The organism is Enterococcus sp. DIV0712, assembly GCF_050554855.1.
In the GTDB taxonomy this organism is placed as follows: Bacteria; Bacillota; Bacilli; order Lactobacillales; family Enterococcaceae; genus Enterococcus; species Enterococcus faecalis.
In genome coordinates this window covers 1,527,093-1,549,394 of record NZ_CP187333.1, presented here as the reverse complement: position 1 = coordinate 1,549,394, position 22,302 = coordinate 1,527,093, and the positions used below count along the sequence as shown (strand labels likewise).

General features: G+C 36.3%; 13 protein-coding genes. 12 read left to right on the top strand and 1 reads right to left on the bottom strand.

Translation table 11 applies throughout. The features are described from left to right. Window positions 1–110 precede the first annotated feature (110 nt). The 9 genes from adhP to sprE all read left to right on the top strand — a co-directional run bounded on the left by adhP (window position 111) and on the right by sprE (window position 15,751). Window positions 111–1,127 (top strand): alcohol dehydrogenase AdhP, encoded by a 1,017-nt coding sequence (gene adhP / locus IGL42_RS07430; RefSeq protein ID WP_002361987.1) that lies wholly within the window; start codon window positions 111–113, stop codon window positions 1,125–1,127. A 47-nt stretch (window positions 1,128–1,174) separates the two neighbouring features. Beyond that, a complete protein-coding gene (locus IGL42_RS07425) occupies window positions 1,175–1,570 on the top strand; it encodes a hypothetical protein (protein WP_025191811.1) in 396 nt (131 codons plus the stop codon). A 503-nt stretch (window positions 1,571–2,073) separates the two neighbouring features. Next, window positions 2,074–7,701 carry a TIM-barrel domain-containing protein gene (locus IGL42_RS07420; RefSeq protein ID WP_185776370.1) on the top strand — a complete coding sequence of 1,876 codons (5,628 nt, stop codon included), beginning with the start codon at window positions 2,074–2,076 and terminating at the stop codon, window positions 7,699–7,701. A gap of 81 nt (window positions 7,702–7,782) precedes the next feature. After that, window positions 7,783–9,774 carry an amidase domain-containing protein gene (locus tag IGL42_RS07415; RefSeq protein WP_010710272.1) on the top strand — a complete coding sequence of 664 codons (1,992 nt, stop codon included), beginning with the start codon at window positions 7,783–7,785 and terminating at the stop codon, window positions 9,772–9,774. A 418-nt stretch (window positions 9,775–10,192) separates the two neighbouring features. After that, window positions 10,193–10,924, top strand: a complete 732-nt coding sequence (gene fsrA / locus IGL42_RS07410) for a response regulator FsrA (protein WP_073340375.1) — start codon at window positions 10,193–10,195, stop codon at window positions 10,922–10,924. 88 nt (window positions 10,925–11,012) lie between these two features. Next, window positions 11,013–11,741, top strand: a complete 729-nt coding sequence (locus IGL42_RS07405) for an accessory gene regulator AgrB (RefSeq protein ID WP_002377181.1) — start codon at window positions 11,013–11,015, stop codon at window positions 11,739–11,741. Next, a complete protein-coding gene (gene fsrC / locus IGL42_RS07400) occupies window positions 11,738–13,081 on the top strand; it encodes a sensor histidine kinase FsrC (RefSeq protein WP_010710273.1) in 1,344 nt (447 codons plus the stop codon). Before IGL42_RS07405 ends, fsrC begins: the two co-directional genes overlap by 4 nt. A gap of 234 nt (window positions 13,082–13,315) precedes the next feature. After that, on the top strand, window positions 13,316–14,848 hold the full coding sequence (gene gelE, locus IGL42_RS07395) for a M4 family metallopeptidase coccolysin (protein WP_104680765.1): 1,533 nt from the start codon (window positions 13,316–13,318) through the stop codon (window positions 14,846–14,848). Between the two features lie 48 nt (window positions 14,849–14,896). After that, entirely contained in the window at window positions 14,897–15,751 is an 855-nt protein-coding gene (gene sprE, locus IGL42_RS07390) for a serine proteinase SprE (protein ID WP_002364098.1), read from the top strand. A gap of 147 nt (window positions 15,752–15,898) precedes the next feature. Here sprE and IGL42_RS07385 read toward each other — a convergent pair whose 3' ends face one another. After that, complete coding sequence (locus IGL42_RS07385; protein WP_002369253.1) at window positions 15,899–16,729, bottom strand: MBL fold metallo-hydrolase; 831 nt, start codon at window positions 16,727–16,729, stop codon at window positions 15,899–15,901. A gap of 391 nt (window positions 16,730–17,120) precedes the next feature. Here IGL42_RS07385 and IGL42_RS07380 point away from each other — a divergent pair, with 391 nt between their 5' ends. From IGL42_RS07380 to IGL42_RS07370, 3 genes are all read left to right on the top strand, one after another. Continuing rightward, complete coding sequence (locus IGL42_RS07380; RefSeq protein WP_002361978.1) at window positions 17,121–17,975, top strand: LysR family transcriptional regulator; 855 nt, start codon at window positions 17,121–17,123, stop codon at window positions 17,973–17,975. 381 nt (window positions 17,976–18,356) lie between these two features. After that, the gene (locus tag IGL42_RS07375) at window positions 18,357–19,745 is read left to right on the top strand and encodes an MFS transporter (RefSeq protein ID WP_002391405.1); all 1,389 of its coding nucleotides are present in this window, start codon (window positions 18,357–18,359) and stop codon (window positions 19,743–19,745) included. Window positions 19,746–19,786: 41 nt separating this feature from the next. After that, window positions 19,787–21,847, top strand: coding sequence for an LTA synthase family protein (locus IGL42_RS07370; RefSeq protein WP_002361977.1), 2,061 nt, complete (start codon window positions 19,787–19,789; stop codon window positions 21,845–21,847). Window positions 21,848–22,302: the final 455 nt, after the last annotated feature.

Sequence of the window (22,302 nt, the reverse complement as noted above, 5' to 3'; positions counted from 1 at the left end):
CTGTCAAATTAGCGTTAATTTACGCAAGTCATTGGTGTTCCTTATTTTGGAAAGTAGTATTATACTATTATTGTTCAATGATTCACAATAGAAACAAGGAGGAAAGAACCATGTATAAAGCAATTGTCGCAGCAAAAGGAAAAACAACAAAAATTGTTGAAAAAGAATCGCGTCCATTGAAAGATAATGAAGCGCGGTTGAAAATGGAAGTCTGTGGTGTCTGTCATACGGATTTACACGTTAAGAATGCAGATTTTGGCGATGTTAGCGGTTGTACCTTAGGTCACGAAGGAATTGGGATTGTGACGGAGGTTGGAAAAGACGTTACTAGTTTAAAGATTGGTGATCGTGCATCTGTTGCATGGTTTTATGAAGGCTGCGGGCATTGCGAATATTGTACTTCTGGTCGAGAAACGCTTTGTCGTTCAGTAAAAAATGCTGGATATACAGTTGATGGTGCCATGGCCGAAGAATGCATCGTCACAGACGGTTATGCAGTGAAAGTGCCAGAAAATTTAGCATCAGAGCCAGCTTCCTCTATTACTTGTGCAGGGGTAACAACCTACAAAGCGATAAAAGAATCTGGGATTCGTCCAGGTCAATGGCTAATGATTTCAGGATTAGGTGGGCTAGGTAATCTAGCTTTACAATATGCCAAGCATGTCTTTAATGCAAAAGTAGTAGCTGTTGATGTGAATGATAATCAGTTAACTTTTGCGAAAGAAATGGGTGCTGATCTTTTAATTAATCCAGTTAAAGATCCTGATTTTGCTGCACAACTTCAAAAAGAAATTGGCGGTGTCCATGCAGCAGTAGTCACTGCGGTAGCTAAATCAGCATTTAATGGCGCAGTCGATGCAGTCCGTGCGGGAGGAACGGTTGTCGCCGTTGGATTGCCTGTTGAGACAATGGATTTATCTATTCCACGTCTTGTTCTTGATGGCATTCACGTAGTCGGATCGTTAGTTGGAACCCGTCAAGATTTAAGAGAAGCTTTCCAATTCGGTGCAGAAGGAAAAGTTGTTCCTGTTTGTCAAACACGTCAACCAGAAGAAATTAATGCTATTTTTGAAGAAATGGAACAAGGAAAAATTCGCGGGCGCATGGTCATTGATTTTCGCAGTTAATTTAGTTTTTTAGTGATTCGTTGATTTAATCTGAATACCATGAAAGGATGGATGGAATGTTTGCGAATCTTACTCTCCGTGAGAGACGACTGCTTAAACAAGCACAATTGGGAGCCACAATTAGCTTTATTCTTTTGTTTGTACCAATTCTGACAATCAGTCTTTTGCATACTAGTGACTTATTAGCAAAATGGCTAGGTATAGTTGGGGTAATTATGGTTTTACCATTGTTGTATTTTGCGTGGCAGATTTTAAAGATAGCCTATAAAGATCAAAAAGATAATCCAACGCCTCCTTTGTGGGTTCCGAAAGTTTATGGAATTGGGCTTTCGATCAATCCCTATCATCGGTTTGGAAAGTTAATTTTTATATTGCTAGCGGTACTGATAGTTGGCATCATCATTAGTTTGCTTTTCACACCAGCAAGTCAAATCAATCACTAAAAAACGAGTAATCAACACCCTCTTGCCGAGCAGGAGGGTGTTGATTATTTTTAAATAGACTAAATTTGAGTAACAGGTATTAGATTTTTGAAAAAGTCTTTCTTTTTCTGATGTAGATATTTTCGCAATAAAATCATCATTTTAAGTGAATTAACAGGTTTATCAAGGGTTAATACTTGTTAATGGTGGCTGCTATAATTAACCGTTGACAAACACAAAAAAACCATCATACGATAATTATGTTATTAAAAAAGTGAAAAATTGGTAGTCAACAAATGAAAACGCATTCATTAGGAAATTGTGATTCTGTACTAAAATTTTTATATAAGATGAAAATGGATTGTTTTCATTTAATATTTTATTGAAAGGATGTGTTTATGAAGGGGTTACTGAAACTGACTTGCTTACAGTCTCAGTAAACTAAGAAAATCGTTATGACTTTTCATCTGGATAAAACTTTGTTGGGTTTTGGATTTTGTGAGTAATTGTGTCGGAACTATTCTATGGGGAGCAATTTTAAGGAGGAAAAAATGAACAAAGAGTATCAGGGTAAAAAAATTTACGGTAAAAAGCACTGGTTGACATTTTTATTAGTGAGTTCGTCTGTATTGGCGTTCCATTCGTTTGTTACGATGGATTCTCAAGTGGTTGATGCGCAAGAGCAAACAGCAAAAGAAGACGTAGCTGATTCAGCAACGTCAGTCGGAGCAATTGTGTCGATTGAAAAAGCGGAGAAAAACTTTGTCATTACGTATGCTTCTGGAAAAAAAGCACAAATTAGTATTTTAAACGACCATCTTTTTCGCTATCATCTAGATCCAACTGGTAAATTTGAAGAATATCCAACGCCAAATGATCCAAAGCATGTTGCGAAAATTACGGCTAAAACAATGGCCGACTATGGCACACAAGCCTTTGAGCAAACGAACGTCACAGATTCAGGAAACCAATTTATTCTAGAAAATAATGGTTTAAAAATTATATTCGAAAAAGAAAGCGCTTTAATGAAGATTCTAGACAAGAAAAAGAATCAAGTTATTTTAGAAGAAACCGCTCCGCTATCCTTTAAAAATGATAAAGCTACACAAACGTTAAAACAAAGTAGTCAAGAAAATTATTTTGGCGGAGGAACTCAAAATGGTCGATTTACGCATAAAGGAACAGCTATCCAGATTGTCAATACGAACAATTGGGTAGATGGCGGAGTAGCATCGCCTAACCCATTTTATTGGTCAACTGCAGGGTATGGCGTTGTTCGAAATACATGGAAACCTGGCAACTATGATTTTGGAAGTCATGATCCACAAACAACCACAACAACGCACGAAGGAACAGATTTTGATGCTTTTTATTTCTTTAATGATTCCTCAGCAGGTATTTTAAAAGATTACTATGAATTAACCGGGAAACCAGCTTTGATGCCAGAATACGGGTTCTATGAAGCACATTTAAACGCGTATAATCGGGACTATTGGGTGAAAGTAGCAGAAGGAACCGCGGGAGCAGTTAAGTTTGAAGATGGTAATTTTTACAAAGAATACCAACCAGGCGATCTAGGAAACTTAAATGGCACGCTAGAATCTTTAAATGGAGAAAAAGAGAATTATCAATTTTCTGCACGCGCAGTTATTGATCGATATAAGAAAAACGATATGCCGTTAGGGTGGTTCTTGCCAAATGACGGCTACGGTGCTGGCTATGGCCAAACAGATTCATTGGACGGCGATGTACAAAACTTAAAAGGATTTACAGAGTATGCTCAAGCCAATGGTGTTGAAGTGGGGCTGTGGACTCAATCTAATCTCCATCCAGCGGATCCTAAAAATCCTAAAAAAGGAGAACGGGATATTGCGAAAGAAGTTAGTGTCGCTGGTGTTAAAGCTCTCAAAACTGACGTGGCGTGGGTCGGGTATGGGTATTCCTTTGGCTTAAATGGTGTAGAAGATGCCGCGAATGTTTTTGTAAAAGAAACAGACGGCGCAGTTCGTCCGATGATTGTTTCATTAGATGGTTGGGCCGGAACCCAACGGCACGCTGGTATTTGGACAGGCGATCAAACGGGTGGTCAATGGGAATATATTCGCTTCCATATCCCAACATATATCGGGACTTCGTTGTCTGGACAACCAAATGTCGGTTCAGATATGGATGGAATTTTTGGTGGAAAAAATAAAGAGGTCAACATACGTGATTTCCAATGGAAAACTTTTACACCAGTGCAGCTAAATATGGACGGCTGGGGCTCCAATCCAAAAACGCCATTTGCTTTTGATCAAGAAGCCACAGATTTGAACCGAGCGTATCTAAAATTAAAATCAATGATGATGCCTTATAACTACAGTATTGCCAAGGAATCAGTTGATGGACTACCAATGGTACGGGCCATGGCTTTAGAATTTCCTAATGAAGGAACAGCATATACAAAAGATTCTCAATACCAATATATGTGGGGACCCAATTTACTCGTTGCCCCAATTTATAATGGCAATCAAGATGAGGCAGGAAATTCAATCCGTGATGGAATCTACTTACCAGATGAAAAACAAGTCTGGGTTGACTTATTTACAGGCGAAAAATATCAAGGTGGCCGTGTCTTAAATGGAGTAAAAACACCGCTGTGGAAGGTGCCCGTTTTCGTCAAAGATGGCAGTATTATCCCAATGACGAATCCAAACAACAATCCAAAGGAAATCCAACGAGATCAACGATCTTTCTTGATTTATCCAAATGGCACCACTTCTTTTAATATGTATGAAGATGACGGAATTTCAACTAGTTATGAAGCTGGGCAATCAGCTACGACTAAAATAAATAGTCAAGGCCCTAAATCAAACGAAAAAGGGGATCTGACCGTTACTATCGAACCGACAAAAGGAAGTTATAAAGGCTTTGTTGATGAACGAAGCACCACGCTTGATTTGTTAGCTTCAGAAGCGCCCGAAAGCGTAACAGCAATGGTGGGGGGAACAGAAGTAACCTTGAAACAAGCAGCTAATAAAGAAGAATTTTTAGCTGGCACAAATCTATATTATTTTGATAAAGAATTCCAAGTGAATCAGTATCTTTCTGAAGCTTCAGGAGAAAAACTGAACCAATCAGCGTTATCAGTAAAACTAGCGAAACAATCTGTGACCGCCAAAGATGTTCAAATAACTGTCAAAGGTTTCATTAATAAAGGAACGGTTGACGGAGGAAATACAACGGTCGATGACCAGTTAACTATTCCGGCAAATGTCGCAATCAATGAAGAAAAAACAACGCCATCTTCTTTGACTCTTCAATGGGATCAAGTAACTGAGGCAACAAGCTATGAAGTAGAGCGTGACGGAACTGTTTTCGGAAATATTCAAACGAATACAGCAACATTTGATGGATTTTCCTTCCTAAGCGAACATACTTTTCGAGTTCGAGCTGTTGGAAAAAACGGGGTCTCTGAATGGAGTGAACCGATTAAAGGAAAAACACAAGATGATCCCTATAAAGAAACAATTAATCAAGTCAAAGCAACAAGTAATTTACCAGAACAACCAGGCGCAGAATTGAAGAAATTAACAGATAAAGATTTGAGTACAGGTTGGCATACGAACTGGTCAACCGGCATCGCTAATCCAAGTGATGGAAATTTCTTGTCTTTAAAATTTGATCTTGGTGCGGAGTATCAAATGGATAAAATTGAATACTTGCCAAGAGACAATGCCGGCAACGGAAATATTTTGCAACTCCAGTATCGGACGTCGAAAGATGGAGCTAATTGGACAGAGTTTTCAGAACCTATTAACTGGAAGCAAGATGCTTTGACAAAAACCATTGAAACGAAGGAGCAAGCGTATCGTTTTGTTGAAATGAAGGTATTAAAATCGGTGGGTAATTTTGGCTCTGGTCGTGAGATGCTCTTTTACAAACAACCAGGAACAGAAGGAATCTTACATGGAGACATTACTAATGATGGAACGATTGATGAAAATGATGCAATGAGTTATCGAAACTATACAGGCTTAGAATCTGTGGACAGTGACTTTAATGGCTATGTTGAAAAAGGCGATTTAAATAAAAATGGGGTAATTGATGCTTATGATATCAGTTATGTTTTACGACAATTAGATGGTGGGATTGAGATACCTGATGTCGAAGAAATTGCGGGCGGTTTATCCCTTGCTGTGGTTAATGAAAATGGCAAGGATACCTATCTTCCTGGCGATACATTAACCTTTACACTTAAAGGTCAAGACTTAAAAAACATTAATGCGTTAAGCACAAAAATGTCCTTTGATTCTAGCAAATTTGAACTTGTCGGTCAGCCTGCAACCACGAATAATACAAAACAAATGGAAAATTATTCTAAATATCGGAAACATTCAAATGATGTGGAGAATCTGTATTTAGTTCTTAGTAATCAAGGAAATAAACAATTGTTAAATGGTTCAATGGACTTAGTTACCTTTAAAGTTAAAGTAAAAGAAACAACTCGCGTAAAACGTGCGACAACTGTTGAGCAGCCATTACAATTTGATATGAGTCAAGGCTTATTAGTAGGCCAAGGATTCCAACAAGCCACACTTTCAGATTTTTCTGTAACAGTGAAGCCCACAGAGCTAGTAGATAAAGAGTTATTACAAGCGCTAATTACGCTAAATCAAGCACGTGTCGAAAAAGAATATACGCCTGAAACTTGGGCAATTTTTAAACCAGTCTTAGATGAGGCAGTAGCTGTTCTAGCCAATGAACAAGCCACACAGACAGACGTTTCTGCTGCTGTGGAAAACCTAGAAAAGGCTGCAAGTCAGTTGGAAAAAATGCCTGATGTAGCGAATAAAGCTGATTTAGAAAAAGCAATTCAAGAGGGGCTGGCGAAGAAACCAAGTGATGGGCAAGAATTCACCGAAGAAACTAAAAAAGTTCTCGAAGACTCATTAGCAGCAGCTCAAAAAGTATTTGCTCAAGAAAAAGTTACCCAAGAAGAAATAGACCAAGCGACTAAAACATTGCGTGAAGCAATTGCACAATTAAAAGAACAACCCGTCGCCGTTGATAAGGAAACCTTAAAAGAGAAAATCGCTCAAGCTCGAGGAAGAAAGCCGGAAGAAGGATACCAATTTACAAAAGAAACAGAAAAACAATTGCAAGAAGCAATTCAAGCGGCTGAAGCAATCGTAGCGAAAGAAACGGCGACAAAAGAAGAAGTCTCTGAGGCTCTAAACGCATTGGAAACTGCAATGGCTCAATTAAAAGAAGTACCCCTTGTAAATAAAGACCAATTACAAGAAGTAGTCAAACGAGCGCAGCAAGTCACTCCAAGTGAAGGGCACCAATTTACTGCCTCCTCGTTACAAGATTTACAAAAAGCGCTTTTAGCAGCTAAAAACACATTGGAAAACCCAGCAGCTAATCAAAAAATGATTGATGAAGCGGTTGCTGAATTAACTAGTGCCATCGATGGGTTACAAGAAGAAGCGTTAGTTACAGATAAAAAAGCCTTAGAGGCAATGATAGCCAAAGCAAAAGCAATCAAACCATCTGCCGGAAAAGAATTTACCAGCGAGTCTAAAGCGCGCTTAACTGAAGCAATTGACCAAGCGGAAGGGATTTTAGCTGATAAAAATGCTCGGCAAGAACAAATTGATACTGCTGAAAAAAATGTAAAAACTGCTTTGGATAGTTTAGAGGAACAAGTCCTTCAAGCGGATAAAACAAAGTTGAGAGAACTGCTTCAAAAAGCAGAAACCTTGAAACCTAAAGCAGGAAAACAATTTACAAAAGCATCGCAAGAAGCTTTAGCTGAAGCAATTAAACAAGCAAAAGCACTTGTTGAGGACCCAAGTGCGACGCAAGAAGCTGTGGACAAATGTTTAAGTATTTTAGCACAAGCCATTGAAGCAATGGCAGAAGAGCCAATCAGTAGCAACTCTACAGGCAACAATAGAAATCATGGCACGGTTAGCGGGACTGGTAGCGTAACCAGTCCAGGAAAGGGCACAGCAGCAGGTGGAACGACAACAAAAACCACCACTTCTGGTACTTTGCCAAAAGCAAATGAAGTTGTTTCGCCAATCTGGTCAATCAGTGGTTTTCTATTGATAGTAAGTATTGGTTTAGGAAAATTATTCTTCAAAAATAAAAAAGACCAAAATTAGCGTATCATTAACTTACAAGGCGCATTTGTACAAAAACAGTGTGCAAATGCGCAAGTAAGTAATAGGAGAGGATTTTTACGAATGAAAAGAAAGAAAATCAAGAATCAACTACTTGTTTTAACAAGTATTCTCGTTCTTCTGAGTTTGGAAGTCGCTCCAGTTGTTACGTTGGCTGCAGAATTACCAAGTAGCTCGCTACAAACAGCTCTGTCCTCGGAAACGACAATTACTTCGGAAGAAAAAGTAATTGAAACAACCGAAACAACCGAAACAACTGAAACAACTGTTGCTACATCGACAACGTCCACTAGTAGTTCGTCATCTGAATCAAATAGTTCTACCGATACGACTACCGAATCAACGAGTCATTCAACGACAGAAACGACAACCACAAATACTAGTTCTGAAACAAAAAAAGAACCTACAGAGCCAACGGTATCATCAGAAATCACGCAGCCTATTGAACAATCGCAACCACCACAAGTTCAACCACCACAAGTTCCTGTGACCAAGCAAGAACCTGAAGAACCTATTCAAGTTCCTGAAGCCACCAATAACGTTGTTGAAGAAAATCAGGCTGTATCGTTAAATCCGTCCCTCAAAGTAGATGAAATAGCTTCTTCAAATTTAAAAGGCTACGAACTGCCACTGTTGTCGTCTTTTGGCGAAAAGAAACGGGCAGTCGTGGTGGCTGAAGCATTAAGACACATTGGGAAAACAAAAAAAGAATTTAATTTGACGGAGCAAGCATTGACCAGTAGTTTCCTTGCCCAAAAAATTTACCAACAATTATTTAAAATAGACATTGGCAGTACACCGCAAGAACAAATGACATTTGGTAAAGTTCGTTCTATAGAGGAGGCAGAACCTGGTGATCTGATTTTTTGGCAAACAGCTGAAGGAAAAACGCTTCAAAATGGTGTTTATCTTGGCCAAGGAAAATATTTAATTGCCGCAGCGGAAGCGGATTCTAAAGAGAAACCAGAAGTAATCGCTCAGTTAGAGAATATCTATACTGCCAAACAACAACCAGACTCAAAAGAGGAAAAACGCTTGGTAGTGACTAATCCTTTTAAGGAGTTCATATTAACGGAGTATGGCAAAGAAGTTTTAGCAACATATGGTGCGTCATTTGAAATGCAGAAGTCAGAACAAACCACAGCGTTTATTAAAAAAATTGGTGAGACAGCCAGAGAACTTGGCGAAAAATACGATGTTTTTGCATCAGTGATGATAGCTCAGGCTATTTTAGAAAGTGGCTCTGGCGAAAGTCAACTAGCCAAAGAACCTTATTATAATCTCTTTGGCGTGAAAGGTTCGTTCCAAGGAAATAGTGTTAGCTTTTCAACAAAAGAGGCTGATCAGAGGGGCCAACTTTATACAATTTCCGCTGGGTTTCGCGATTACGGTGGCTATAATGACTCACTGCAAGATTATGTTCAATTACTCCGACAAGGGATTGACGGAAATCAAGATTTTTATAAACCAGCGTGGCGTTCGGAAGCCAAAAACTACCTTCAAGCAACGCGTTTTTTAACAGGTAAATATGCAACAGACAAGCAATACGATAATAAATTAAATTCGTTAATTGCGGTTTATAACTTAACGCAATTTGATTTACCAAAAACAGTGGACGGTTTGATTATCCAATCTAAAAATAAGCTGTCGGAAGCGGAACAGCAACAAATGCATTTTCCAGTCTATGATGGGATCAATTATAATCGAAGTGGTAGCTATCCCGTGGGCCAGTGTACGTGGTATGTCTATAATCGTTTCAAACAGTTAGGCACTTCTGTGGATGAATTTATGGGAAATGGCAGTGACTGGGGAAGAAAAGGACGTGCATTAGGCTATCAAGTTAGTTCATTGCCTAAAGCTGGTCGTGCGATTAGTTTCCAACCAGGAGTTGCTGGCGCAGATAATCAATATGGACATGTTGCTTTTGTTGAAGCGGTCACTTCTGATGGAATCATTATTTCTGAAAGCAATGTCATCAATGATCAAACGATTTCGTATCGTGTCTTACCTAATGTAATTGCTTATAGTAGTGGCGTGACCTACATTGGCGCTTAATCGACTCATTCAACAGGAAGAAGTGTGGATGTTTAAGTAAAAAATTAGCACAATGATCCATGTGTGAACTAACAAATTAAAATAACCAGAATCGACCAATGAATTGATTTTGTCATGTATAAAATGACAAGAACAGTTTGGTGGTTGATTCTTTGTTTTTCATCAACGAAGAGACAATAGTCCTCATGATTCGTTAGAAAAAGATGAATAGTCCAAAGTACTCTTTCTTGATGCTTTGTTATTTTATGTTTTTGTTTGCAGGAAACTACTGAAATCGCTATACTAAATTTATGTGAATATACTAACAGACAATCAATTTTTTATCTCTTTTATTGGTGTATAAATTGATTGAACATTATAATCATTTGTCTTTTGTTGTGTAATTTTATATCTTCTTGAGAAAGGGATGAGTGAACAAATGGCTATTTATATATTAGAAGACCAAATTATTCAAGCAAAAGCGTTAGAAGCATTGGTAACAAATATCCTACATTCAAGAAATATTTATAATGAAACAATCCATTTATTTTCACGTTCAGATGAATTATTACAAGTGGCACACCAGGACGCCCAACTAAATATCTTTTTCCTAGATATTCAAATGAACAATCATATCCAGGCAGGATTTGAGGTTGCTAAAGAAATCAGAAAAACAGACAGTGAAAGTCTGATTGTATTTATTTCTACTCACACAGAATTAGTTTTAACTTCCTACAAATATATGGTTTCAGCTCTTCAATTTATTCAAAAGAACGTGGATTTTCTAGATTTCCAAAAAGAGGTCGAAACATGTGTCGATGCATATATTCAACAAAAAGAAAATATAAAGACAAAAAGTGAATATATTATCATTAACTTAAAAGCGTCTTCTATAAAAATGGATATTAATGATATTTATTTCTTTCAAACGGAATACGATCATCGTGTGTCAATGGTTGGTAAAAATTTTAAAAGAGAATTTTATGGAACGTTATCAAAAATTGAACAACTGCATCCAGATTTGATTAGAGTCCATCAATCAATCATCATCAATAAAAAATATGCGTCAAAATTAAATTATAAAACGCATCTTTTAACTATGAGAGACGGAACGGAAGTACCAGTCTCAAGAAGATATTATACTCAGGTCAAGGCACTATTTCTTACTTAGGGAGGGATAATGACTAATTAAGGAATTATCTATCTATTAGTCGCTATATTCGTTATAATTTAGTGCAATACTTGAAGAGGAGGGCGATATGCTAATCGATTGGATTCTAAAAAATATTATGGATATGGATCAGGAAGATCAATCAGGAAAAACACAATGGACAAAGTATTATCTAACCGTTTATTTTTCTGGCTTATTTAATTTTCTGATGATTCTGATTTTATCAGTTTTATTTGGGACGTTAAGCGAAACCTTTATTGTATACGTCGTACTGATTTTTTTACGGCCTGTCGCAGGTGGCTGGCATGCAAAAACTAAATGGCTCTGTCGTCTAGAAAGTATTGTTATCTATGTTGCCATACCATTTGTATTGAAAAATTCTTCTGTGAGCTTACCGTTTATTTATAAAATTTTATTGATTTGCCTCTTAGTCGTATTATTTTATTGGTATGCGCCACAAGGAACAGCAATCGAACCTGTTCAGCCATCTGATTTAAACGTGCTCAAAAAGCAAAGCCTTATAAGGGTGTGTTTACTTATTTTATGTAGTCTGTTTGTCAAAGAAAAGATTGCTTCAGTAATACTCTACGGTCTCGTCATCCAAGGTCTGATGATACTCCCTGTAACAAAAAATTTAATTGAAGGAAGTGTTTTTATGAAATTTGGTAAAAAAATAATTAAAAATGTTATTGAAAAAAGAGTTGCAAAAGTTAGTGATGGTGTGGGAACTAAGCCTAGATTAAATCAAAATTCGCCCAATATATTTGGACAATGGATGGGACAAACTGAAAAACCTAAAAAGAATATTGAAAAATGATTTTGTCGTTATTAGCTACTAACGTTTTGCTTGTATCTAGCTTTATCGTTTTTGTCTTTTTACGAGTAACATTGATCAAGATTGAATGTAAAATACCGTTACTTTCATTGCTTATTGTCATTAATCTTTGTTCGTTTGCGGCATTAATGTTGGGTTGCTCTTGGTTGATTTATGCGCTGACAGTCGTTATTTTTACAGGATTTTTACTCATTCACAAAAAGAGGTTCTCAATTTTTAAAGCGATATTTTTGTCTGTTTTTACATTGCTTATGGTTTCGTTTATCAATTACACGGAGCAAACGATTTTAAGTGTTTTTTTTCAACAGATTTATCAAAATAAATTATTATGGATTGCCTCAAATGTTATTCTGTTGCTTATAAATATCTGGATTGCTTTAAAAATTCCCAATAGTGTTTTTTTAAGATTAAATCGTGTGTTAGAAAATAGCCGAATTTTTTTTGGTTGTTTACTTTTATTGTTGATTCTGTTGTTACTTTTTGTGTTTTTGATTTCGCCAGAGATTTCACCTGACTTTATGCGAGGATTTGTCACGGTAAATAGTTCTAAATTGGAGTTATTAATAAGTGTAGGTTTATTTTTAATTCTGATTGGCTTAGTCATTGAAGCTTATTTGGAAGAACAACGTATCAACACTCAATTATTGAATAATTTAACGATTTATACTGAAAAAATAGAATCCATTAACGAAGAGCTAGCGATGTTTCGTCATGATTATAAAAATTTATTGTATAGTTTACAAATTGCTATTTCATACGAAGATATTCTGGAAATCAAAAGAATTTATGAAGAAACGATTGCACCAACCAAAAAAATTATTGATAATGAAGAATTTGAACTTATGAAGTTAAATCGTTTGAAAAATATGGAACTTAAGGCACTCATAAGTATGAAAATTAATACCGCAAAGCAAGCAAAACTAAAAGTGATTGTTGATGTGCCAGAAGTATTTATTCTTGATACATCAATCGACTTAGTGGTTGTGATTCGTTTGTTGGCTATTCTATTAGATAACGCGATTGAAAACAGTGCAAAATCAGAATTGAAAATGTTCGCTATCTCAATTTTCAATAAAAATGAAACACAAGAGTTTGTGATAACAAATAGTGTCCAAGCCGAATTTGATTTTAAGGTTATGAAGAAAACCAAATTTAGTTCTAAAAGTAACCCAGAAGAGCACGGTTGGGGATTGTTATATGTAAAAGAAATTGTTGATTTTTCAGATCAATTTGATTTGCAAACGTCCTTCAATGAAGGATCGGTTACTCAACATTTAATTATTGAAAAAAATCATAATAGTAAAAAAGTTGTTAACGAATGAATTTGTTAACAACTTTTTTGCTATGGTATTGAGTTATGAGGGGCAATACAGGGAAAAATGTCGGCTGATTAAGGAATTTAGATAGTGCCGGTTAGGTAGTTGTCTATAATGAAAATAGCAACAAATATTTACGCAGGGAAAGGGGCGGTCGTTTAACGGGAAAGATTAGGGAGGATAAAGTAATACTTTTGTTGGGAAAAGAAATAAAAGGAAACTGGGGAAGGAGTTAATTGTTTGATGAAGGGAAATAAAATTTTATACATTTTAGGTACAGGCATCTTTGTTGGAAGCTCATGTCTATTTTCTTCACTTTTTGTAGCCGCAGAAGAACAAGTTTATTCAGAAAGTGAAGTTTCAACAGTTTTATCGAAGTTGGAAAAGGAGGCAATTTCTGAGGCAGCTGCTGAACAATATACGGTTGTAGATCGAAAAGAAGATGCGTGGGGGATGAAGCATCTTAAGTTAGAAAAGCAAACGGAAGGCGTTACTGTTGATTCAGATAATGTGATTATTCATTTAGATAAAAACGGTGCAGTAACAAGTGTTACAGGAAATCCAGTTGATCAAGTTGTGAAAATTCAATCGGTTGATGCAATCGGTGAAGAAGGAGTTAAAAAAATTATTGCTTCTGATAATCCAGAAACTAAAGATCTTGTCTTTTTAGCTATTGACAAACGTGTAAATAATGAAGGGCAATTATTTTATAAAGTCAGAGTAACTTCTTCGCCAACTGGTGACCCCGTATCATTGGTTTATAAAGTAAATGCTACAGATGGAACAATTATGGAAAAACAAGATTTAACGGAACATGTCGGTAGTGAAGTAACGTTAAAAAACTCTTTTCAAGTAACGTTTAATGTACCAGTTGAAAAAAGCAATACGGGAATTGCTTTACACGGAACGGATAACACAGGGGTTTACCATGCAGTAGTTGATGGCAAAAATAATTATTCTATTATTCAAGCACCATCACTAGTAGCATTAAATCAGAATGCTGTTGATGCCTATACGCATGGAAAATTTGTGAAAACATATTATGAAGATCATTTCCAACGACACAGTATTGATGATCGAGGGATGCCCATCTTGTCAGTTGTTGATGAACAACATCCAGATGCTTATGACAATGCTTTTTGGGATGGAAAAGCAATGCGTTATGGTGAAACAAGTACACCAACAGGAAAAACGTATGCTTCCTCTTTAGATGTAGTTGGTCATGAAATGACACATGGTGTGACGGAACATACTGCCGGTTTAGAATATTTAGGACAATCAGGTGCGTTGAATGAATCTTATTCTGATTTGATGGGTTATATTATTTCGGGTGCATCTAATCCAGAAATTGGTGCGGATACTCAGAGTGTTGACCGAAAAACAGGTATTAGAAATTTACAAACGCCAAGTAAACACGGACAACCAGAAACCATGGCTCAATACGACGATCGAGCACGGTATAAAGGAACGCCTTATTATGATCAAGGCGGTGTTCATTATAACAGTGGAATTATTAATCGGATTGGTTACACCATTATCCAGAACTTAGGCATTGAAAAAGCACAGACTATTTTCTACAGCTCATTAGTAAATTACTTAACACCTAAAGCACAATTCAGTGATGCTCGTGATGCGATGCTTGCTGCTGCAAAAGTTCAATATGGCGATGAAGCAGCTTCAGTGGTGTCAGCAGCCTTTAACTCTGCTGGAATCGGAGCTAAAGAGGATATTCAAGTAAATCAACCAAGTGAATCTGTTCTGGTCAATGAATGAAAAAAATTCCCCAATTAAATAAAAATGGATAAGGAGTGGCATAATCTTATGAAAAAGTTCTCCATACGAAAAATTAGTGCTGGTTTTTTGTTTCTGATTTTAGTAACTTTGATCGCCGGTTTTAGCTTGTCTGCAAATGCAGAAGAGTATATCGTTCCTGCCGAAAGTCATTCACGACAAAAAAGATCGTTACTGGACCCTGAAGACAGAAGACAAGAAGTGGCAGATACAACCGAAGCGCCTTTTGCGTCAATCGGAAGAATCATTTCCCCTGCCAGTAAACCAGGCTATATTTCTTTAGGAACAGGCTTTGTTGTTGGAACCAATACAATTGTCACCAATAATCATGTGGCTGAAAGTTTTAAGAATGCCAAAGTATTAAATCCGAATGCTAAAGATGATGCTTGGTTTTATCCAGGTCGAGATGGCAGTGCGACACCATTTGGCAAATTCAAAGTGATTGATGTAGCTTTTTCCCCGAATGCGGATATTGCGGTAGTGACTGTCGGCAAACAAAACGATCGTCCAGATGGCCCAGAGTTGGGAGAAATTTTAACGCCATTTGTTTTGAAAAAGTTTGAATCTTCAGATACCCATGTAACAATATCAGGCTATCCAGGTGAGAAAAACCACACACAATGGTCTCATGAAAATGATTTGTTTACATCTAACTTTACAGACTTAGAAAATCCATTACTATTTTATGATATCGATACAACAGGTGGTCAATCTGGTTCACCAATCTATAATGCTCAGTTTGAAGTAGTTGGTGTTCATTCCAATGGCGGCATTAAGCAAACAGGAAACCATGGTCAAAGACTAAATGAAGTGAATTATAACTTTATTGTCAATCGAGTGAATGAAGAAGAAAATAAACGTTTATCCGCTGTGCCAGCAGCGTAAAGAACCATAAAAATACTCGGAATTTCCAGAATCACGGGAAATTCCGAGTATTTTTGTTTTTTAAGATAGTGTAAGTTACGATAAAAGTACCTTGTAATTATCGGTTAAAAGCATATAATAGTGCTGAAAAGAAGGCAAATAATCCGATTAAGTTAGTATTTCTAAACCATCATAACTCGTAATGATTTCATGCTTTTGAGATAAAGCCGCCATCTCCGCATAAGACAAGCCGCCATTGTGAGAAAAATGGTTGGCAACGTAAATCGTTTTATCTGTGACGAGTTTTCTTTCTTTTAATTCTGCAATTAATTTTAAATTTTCTTCCCAATTCATATGACTATTGCCAGTTTCGTTTGTTTGACTAGTACAATCTAAAGAAACAATACTAAGAAGTAAGTGGCTCTTTTCAAGATATTCAAACATTTCTGACGTAAAGTAACCTGTATCATGGGTGGATAAAAAAGCATCTTTACCATCGTCAATAACGAAAATAAAACAATCTTCACTGAAATTTCCATGTTGTGCAGGAAGGGGATAAATCGTATAGTTCGCAATAGTAAAACATTTGTAGGGCTGAATAACCTGATAATGTAATCGGGTATCGTCTTGACGACCTTCTAAATCAAAGGCGCGCTGATAAAACGTCTTAACTGCTTCATTTCCGTAAACAGTTAAACGATTGGGAATATCTAATGCATAACCAGACATTCGATAAGCCAAATCCTCGCCGTAAAAATGATCGGAATGCCAATGAGAGATTAGTAAAGAGTCAAAGTCTGCAAAACACAAGTCATACTGCAACAAGTGTAAATAAGAATCCCCTGGAAAATCAATCAGCAGGACATCATCAATAATTAATTGAGTTTGTGTACGAATTTCTCGTCCTTTTTTCTCTCGAGCGTACTTACATAATTTACAATTACAAAAAATTCCTGGAATCCGTTCTGCTGCACCCGTACCTAAATAGTTGATTTTCATTGGGAGTACCTAACCTTTCTTTGACATTCTTCATACTTAGTAGATAACGCTGAACCTTAAAGTAAATGGGCATGGAAACTGAAACATTTGTTGTGTCCATCTTACCTTTTTTAGAGAAGAATTGAAATGGAATTTCTTAAGTAAATATGCGTAAAATAGAAAAAGCTAGACGCCTTTTTTGATAAGCTGAATTTACTGCGAATGCTCGTACTATTTCCGAAAAAAAGTTTTACCAAAGGCACTTTCATATCCATCTGCTATTAGTTATAGAAAAATAACAAGATGGACATAGCTTATTAGAGCAAAAATAACTACGCTATTGATAAAGAGTGAGGCGTGTTTTGAACAGGTTGCGTGGGCAAATGAATTTGAATAAAAGGGATGACAAAAGATGACTATTGAAAAATTAGAATATTTTTATACCATTGCAAAATATAATAGTATTTCCAAAGCAGCCTCTGAACTCCATGTTAGTAAATCAACCTTAAGTGCGTCATTAAAAGATTTGGAAAGTGAATTGGGCCATTTACTTTTTGACCGTAACGGGAATTCTTTGACGTTAAATTCCTATGGTGATAAAATCGTCCAATCTGTATATATCATTTTAAACGAGGCCAAGAAAATGAAACTTAATTTGCATGAAATGATTGAGAATCCAGTGATGCGTTTAGGTTTTGGAAATACGTCCTTGATGTATAAAGTGACAGAAAATGAGGATCAACTGAATCGTTTTTGGGAATGTTACCATGGTTCATCGTTTGAGTTATTGAATAAATTGGAGAATCATGAGTTGGATTTTGTGATTACTTCTGCAGATGTGAATAGTCCAGTTTTAAAGAAAGAACAATTAATTGAACTAAAAATGTATCTTTGTGTTTCAAGAGAAATTAAACAAGAAATTGAGGAAGAAGGCTTCAGCTGTTTGACCAACTATCCATTTCTATTTTTGCCTCATCACTTAGATCATTTAGAAGCTACCAAGAGTGTGCTAGAAATGTTGCAATTAACAAGTCCGCTTGTTTGTTGCTACGATACATTGATGCTTACTCGTCTCATTGAAAAAAGTAAAGGAGTTTATGCGGTAATCTCTCTTCGGAAAGAACAACTGCAGGAAATTGATTCTAAACTCTTCTTTTTACCGATTGAACGAAAACAAAAATTTTATTTATACCGAAATGTTTCCAGTTCGGTTTTTGTCCAACCTGGTCAAATCAAGGCAACTTTACAAAAGTTGCTAGAGACTTAGCCATTAAAATTACTTTGGAATAGTTACCAAAAATAGCTTTATTCGCTTAGATTTACTTTTGCTGCGGATAAGGCTATTTTTGTTGTTCATTGTTTAAAAGAGATGCTCAATTATGGGGCTGTTCGATATTTCTGAACAGAATGTTCAATTATTTAATAACTTAAGAATCGATAAATCGTATCTATTACGGTTCAATTTAAAGGGGTTCTGGTGTATAGTTTGGCTATCTAAAGATTTATTTTTTTAAGTATAAAATAACTAAATGGCAAGGAATATAAAGAACTGTTGATACGTGAGTACTTGCGATAACTGTGTCGTTAGAAGTTTAAGTGTCATTGTTGCTTTTCCTGTTTTATGTAGTTGCTAGAAAGGACTGTTTTTATGATCGATAGAAAAAAAGTTATTTTGTATACTTGTTGCATGAGTTTGTTTGTAGTGACCATGGATGTTACGGTTGTCAATGTGGCGTTACCATCCATTCAAAGTGATTTTCACACGAATCTGTCTACATTACAGTGGGTAACAGATGGCTACACTTTAATGGTAGCATCCTTATTATTGTTATCTGGGTCTACAGCAGACCGAATTGGCCGTAAACGAGTCCTTCAATTGGGCTTAGCCTGTTTTGGTTTAGCGTCTTTCCTATGTGGGATTTCGCAAACCCCAGGGCAATTGATTGCGTTTCGCATGTTGCAAGGGATTGGTGGTTCTATGTTAAATCCGGTAGCAATGTCTATTATTACACAGGTATTTACCGAAAAGTTAGAACGAGCGAAAGCAATTGGCTTGTGGGGCTCTGTTACAGGGATTTCCTTAGGCATGGGCCCAATTATTGGCGGACTGATTGTTTCTTATTTTAGCTGGCGGTATGTCTTTTTTGTAAATGTACCGATCATTGCTGCGGCAATCATCCTTACACAAAAGTTTGTACCTGAGTCAAAAGTAGAGAAAACGGCGAAAAATGATTTTGTTGGTCAAGCATTGATGATTCTTTTTCTATTTAGTTCTATCTATTCCATTATCGGACTACCTAGAAAAGGGCTTTTCGCGCCAGATATTTTAAGTACTGGGATAATCGGCTGTTTAGCCATTGTCATTTTCTTTATTTATGAATATAACATTGACAATCCGTTAATCAACCCGCGTTTCTTTTTATCTATTCCATTTACATCGGCTTCTTTTTTAGCTATTTTTGGCTTTATCATATATAACGGCTATTTATTTTTAAACACGCTATATTTGCAAGAGATGAGAGGCTTCAGCCCGTTGGAAGCTGGCTTATCAACCATTCCTTTGGCTTTTGTTAGTTTTCTTGTTGCACCGAGAGCCGGCGAAATGGTAGGGAGAATAGGGACGAAACGTCCTATTATGCTTTGTGGTATTTCAATGTTGGCTGTTAGCTTTTTACAATTATTTGTAACTAAAACAACGCCTATGATTATTTTATTTATTATTTATATCTTTTTAGGCATTGGGTTTGGGATGTTAAATTCACCGATTACCATTACAGCGATTGAAGGAATGCCACTTTCTCAGTCAGGAACTGCAGCAGCCATTGCGGTGACATGTAAGCAAATTGGCAATTCTTTAGGGGTGGCGCTACCAAGTCTTTTAATTACAAAGCCTATTACTAGTTCGCTTACTCGAACACCTTTTACAAACGTATGGCTTTTATTTGGATGTTGCGCCATTGCGATTATCTTTTTAAGTTATTTATCCAATTCTCCGCTAGCGAAAAAGTCATTGCGCAGAGTTAGGTTTTATTTTTAACAAATCAAGATTTTTTTGAAGGGAAAGGAAGACAAACTTAGATGAAAAAAATAAATAACCGATTAGGACTCTTTTTATTTTTTGTTTTACTCTTTTGGGCAAAAACGATTCTGGCGTATTACCTAGATTTCTCATTGGGCGTTAAGGGCAGTCTCCAACGAGAAATTTTATGGTTCAATCCAGTTGCTACTACGCTGTTATTATTTGGTTTTAGTTTGTATTTTAAAAAGCATAAAACATTTATGCTTAGCTTAACTCTTTTAAATGTTTTAAATACATTAATTTTATATTTGAATATTATTTTTTATCGTGAATTCACTGACTTTATTACCATCCAATCTGTTTTTGGCTTTTCAAAAGTTTCAGAAGGGATTTCTGGTGATTTACTTGCTTTAATGAGAGTCCACGATGTCTTTTATTGGCTAGATACTTTAGTGCTGCTCGTTTTGGTATTTTACTCTTTTAAACAGCGACGGAATCATCAAGTCTTTGTGACCAAACCTATCAACAGAAGATTGGCGATCTCAATTAGTTGTTTAAGTGTCTTGCTCTTTTCGGTTAACTTATTTTTAAGCGAAACCGATCGTCCTCAATTGCTTCAAAGAATTTTTGACCGTAATTATATTGTAAAATATCTTGGCTTGGATGCATTCACAGCCATCGATGGTGTCAAAACAGCCATGTCAAATGAGGTAAGAGCAGAAGCTAGTTCAAACGAATTACCTGAAATCATGAAATTTACCAAGCAAAACAATTTACCGCTTAATCCACAGTATGCCGGGATTGCCAAAGGAAAAAATGTATTTGTGATTCATTTAGAAAGTTTTCAACAATTTTTGATTAATATGAAAGTCCAAGGCCAAGAGGTTACACCGTTTTTAAATCAGCTCTATCAAAACAAAGCGACAATCAGTTTTGATAATTTCTTTCATGAAGTAGGGCAAGGAAAAACGAGTGATGCGGAGAATATGTTGGAAACAGGAACATTCGGGCTCCCGCAAGGCTCTCTTTTTACACAATTAGGATCAGACAATACTTTCGAAGCGGCTCCCGCAGTTTTAGGACAAAAAGGCTATACAACCGCTGTTTTCCATGGAAATGTGGGGAGTTTTTGGAATCGGGACCATGTGTATAAAAACTTAGGTTATCAATACTTTTTTGATCGGTCATATTTTTCAAAAGATGACAAAATGCTAGGTTACGGTATTTTAGATAAACAATTGTTGCGTGAATCAGCTAGTGAGCTTGAGCATTTACAGCAGCCATTCTATGCGAAGTTTTTAACTGTGACCAATCATACCCCTTATTATACGGATGACCAAAACTTCCCGTTTCCTAAATTGAACACAGGCAATTCGATTGTGGATGATTATGTTCGAACAGCGCACTATTTGGATCAATCGCTAGAACAATTTTTCCATTACTTGCAAACAACAAGTTTATACAATCATTCTATTTTTGTTATTTATGGTGACCACTTCGGTATTTCAGATGCGAACAACAAGGACTTATGTAAAGCCTTCAACCGCGATCCAAAAACGTGGACAAACTATGACAATGCGCAATTGCAAAGAGTACCTTTGATGTTTTACATGCCAGGCTATACGCAAGGGAAAATCATGCACGAATATGGTGGGGAAATTGACGTTTTACCGACACTGTACCATCTTTTAGGTGTCGATGATAAAAATTATATCCATTTTGGCACGGACCTTTTATCTCCTCAATATAAACAAGTGGTTCCTTTTAGAAATGGCGATTTTGTAACGCCTCAATTTTCGTATCTAGGTGGGGAAATCTACAATAATCAAGGAAAAAAATTAGACCAAGTTCCAGCAGATTTAAAAGCAGAAGTCACGAAAGATAACGATTGGGTGAAAAAATCGTTAAGTTTATCTGACAAATTAAATCAGGAAAACCTTTTACGTTTTTATAAACCACAAGGATTCCAAGAAGTGCAACCAAAGGACTACAACTATGATGTAGCTTTTGAAAAAAACAAAGTCTTAGAAGTAGAAAAACAAAAAAATGCACAATCAACTAGCTTGTTTAGTCAAAATGGCAATCAAACGACAGTCCAAAATTATCCGACTACGCCATAGATCATTTAAGAAGGATAACTTTTGGAAGGGAAAGAGAATCATATATGAAGTGAAGGAGGTCAGGACAGAACCGTTTATTTTCGAAGGAATTGGTTCTGTTCTCGCCATTTATCAGGTTTTGAGCCTGGAACAAAAATCCAAAGTGATTTTTGTCCCAGGCTCTTTCGCTCTTTTATTGAGTAAGAAGTCAGTTTAGAATTTATATTAAGTTTCGCTGTACATTTTAAAATTACCATCAACAGAAAATACAACAGGCGAATTTTTAGATAAAAAAATTAGTAAAACAAGTATTAAATAAATAGTATTTTTGAGGATAAAGTAAGAGAAATGTTGTTTTTTAATAGTTGTTAACGGAAAATAAAATTATTTTATAGCCATAAAATATATTTTTATTATAATTATATTATAAAATAATGAGCATATGATTTGCAGATAAGTTTTTCAGGGCCTATTCT